The 2653-nt window shown below is 78.2% G+C and carries 2 protein-coding genes and 1 pseudogene; 1 reads left to right on the plus strand and 2 read right to left on the minus strand.

All coding sequences use genetic code 11. The features are described from left to right. Together ABD317_RS35665 and ABD317_RS35670 are read right to left on the minus strand one after the other, a co-directional pair. On the minus strand, positions 1-1240 hold a 1240-nt coding region (locus ABD317_RS35665; RefSeq protein ID WP_344295980.1), incomplete at its 3' end, for a 4-alpha-glucanotransferase. A gap of 135 nt (positions 1241-1375) precedes the next feature. Further along, entirely contained in the window at positions 1376-1597 is a 222-nt protein-coding gene (locus ABD317_RS35670; RefSeq protein ID WP_027753418.1) for a hypothetical protein, read from the minus strand. Positions 1598-2245: 648 nt separating this feature from the next. Between ABD317_RS35670 and ABD317_RS35675 the strand changes: the two are divergent. Continuing rightward, positions 2246-2653: pseudogene (locus ABD317_RS35675) on the plus strand (beta-N-acetylglucosaminidase domain-containing protein); the annotation flags it as partial.

Consider the following 2653-nt stretch of genomic DNA (forward strand, 5'->3'; position numbering starts at 1 on the left):
GCCACGGCGGCACGCCGCGGTCCCGGCCGCGCGCGTCGCGGGCGTCCGGCGGGGCGCCGACCGTGCAGCCGGCGGCGAGGACGGACTGCTCCGCCCAGGCGTCGGCGCCCGCGGGGTGGACGCCGGGCGCCAGCTCGTGCACGACGCCGACGCCCATGCCGGCGTCCCGGGCGATCCGCTGGGCCCGCCACAGCTGGCTGTCAGCGAGCCAGGCCAGCCGGCAGTGGAAGTCGATGCGGTCGAGCAGGTCGTGCCGGGCCCGGGTGGTGGCGGTGGAGCGGGGGTCGGTGAGGCCGCCGGGCCAGGAGCGCCAGTCGGGGCCGTGGATCTCGGCCAGCGCGCACCAGGCGGCGTAGTCGTCGAGGGGCTGGCCCTGTTCGGCGAGGAAGTGGTGGTAGGCGACGCGGCGGCCGGGCGTCAGCTCGACGCGGAGCAGCAGCTCCAGCGCGGCCCGCTTCAGCTGCCACACCGCGTCGCGGTCGACGAGCCCGCCCTTGGCGCGCACCGCGTCGCGCAGGGCGGCGGCGCGGCCGGACAGCTCGTCGGCCCGGGCGCGGTCGTCGGGGTCGAGGTAGCGGTACTCCGGTATGTCCTCGATCCGCAGGTGCACGGGGTCGGCGAAGCGCCGGGAGGAGGGGCGGTACGGGGACGGATCGGCGGGCCGGTCGCCGCCGCCGGGGACGGCGGCGTGCAGCGGGCCGGGCTGGACGAAGTCCATGCCGTGGGTGCGCGCGGACCAGGCGGCCAGCTCGGCGAGGTCGCCGAGGTCGCCCATGCCCCAGGAGCGGCCGGACAGCAGCGTGGGCAGCTGCAGCACGAGCCCGGCGCCGCGCCGGCGCGGCCGCGGGACCCGGGCGGGGGCGACGATGACCGCGGCGGTGGCGGTGCGCCCGTCGGGTGCGGCGGCGGTGAGGGTGTGGTGCCCGAGGGGCAGCGGCCCGCTCGGGTCGAGTTCCGCGCCGTCCTCACCGGCGAGGGCGGTCTCGGTGCCGGCCGGCAGCGGGCCGGGGTCGAGGAGGGTGCCGGCGGGCGGCACCAGGGTCGTGGGCAGGAGCCGGTCCCGTTCGGCCGCTTCGTACGCCGCGAGGGCCGCGGCCACGGCGGCGGGCCCGGAGGCGTCCACGCCGAGGGTGGCGAGGACGGCGGCGACGGTGTCCTCGGGGACCGGGACGGAGCGGCCCGGAGAGCGTTCGTACGAGGTTGCGACTCCGTGCAGCGCAGCTAACCGCGCCAGAGACATGCCACCCCCAGGTGGTAAGTGACGTCATCGGCTCCGGCGTCACCCACGTCCCCGGTCGCGGGCCCCGGACGGGCCCCGCCGGGGTGAGCCGGCAGGCTGATCGTACTGCGGCGGACGCGCGCCGTCAGGAGGCCGTCACGTGAAGTGAACGGGCGGCAGCGGCTCGCTGATGAGGTTGTCGTCGGCGGCGAGCGGCGGCTCGCTGGTCAGCGGGGTGCCCGCGGCCAGCGGGGGTTCGCTGGTCAGCGGCAGCTCGGCGCAGGAGCAGGCGCCGGCCAGGCCGTAGTCGGGGTCGGCGCCCTCGACGGGTTTGTGGTGGTGGTCGTGGCTGGTCTCGTACTGAGCGGGAGTGGCCACCGGGGGTCCTCCTCGATCGACGGCTGGTCACGTCCGCCGCTACCCGATCATGGGTCCGGCAGTCGTGTCGGCACGCGTTCGTGCCCTACGTCACAGTACCCGCAACGGGCGAATTGACGGTAAGGGGGCCCGTAGAACGCAAGAGCTGGGGCGTGCGCCCCCTCCTGACCCGCTTTTTCCGTCGCGGGCCGGGCGGGCGGGAGACGAGTGGGAGACGGACGGGAGACGGACGGGAGACGGGCGGAAGACGGGCGGCGCGGCAACGCCCGGCCACGGGGCCGCCCGTGCCGCGGTGCCGTCGCGGGGTGTCCGCTCCGGGGCGGCGCGGGTACGCTGGCTCGTTCGTCCGGCGGGCCGGGACCGAACGGCGCGTTGACAGCGGCGGTGCCGCGGTGGTGGGCTCTGCGCTGCGCCTCGCGCGCGAACGCGCCGCGCGGCGGCGGGTCGTGGGACGCGGGACGGAAGCGGAATGCGTAACGGCGGTGAAACGCCGTGGCGATGGGCGGCTGACGGCACCGGCGTACGGTCGTACGAGCCGGCCGGGACGCCGGGGTACGGCGCCGGCACGGCACCGGTGCCCCGGGGTCGGTGCCGGGGCCGGAAACGGACGGAGGGCGGACGGAGTTGGGCGGAGCTGCCAGGCGGCGGGTGGCCACGGCGACGGCACTGTCCGCCGCCGTGGTCGGCGGGCTGCTCGGCGGCCGGGCGCCCGACCCCGCCGCACAGCGGCAGCAGCCGCGCGCCGGCGGCGCCGGGCCGACCGGATCCGCCGGTGCCACCGAGTCGCCGGACGCCGAGGAGGCGCTGCGGGACGCGGCGTGGCCGCGCCCGCAGCAGCTGCGCGCCCACGCCGGCGAGGTGCCCGCGGGCGGGCAGGCGGTGCTGGTCACCCCCGCGGACGCGGACCCGCGGGCGCTCACGGAGCTGCGCGAGGTGCTGCGTGCCGTCGGCGTCCGGGAGTTCACGCAGATACGCCCCGGGGCCGCGTTGCCCGCCACCGGCCTGGTCGTGTACGCCGACCAGTCGCCGTCCGGCCCCGCGGGCGTCGCCGGTCCG

The organism is Streptomyces synnematoformans (assembly GCF_039531005.1).
GTDB lineage: Bacteria > Actinomycetota > Actinomycetes > Streptomycetales > Streptomycetaceae > Streptomyces > Streptomyces synnematoformans.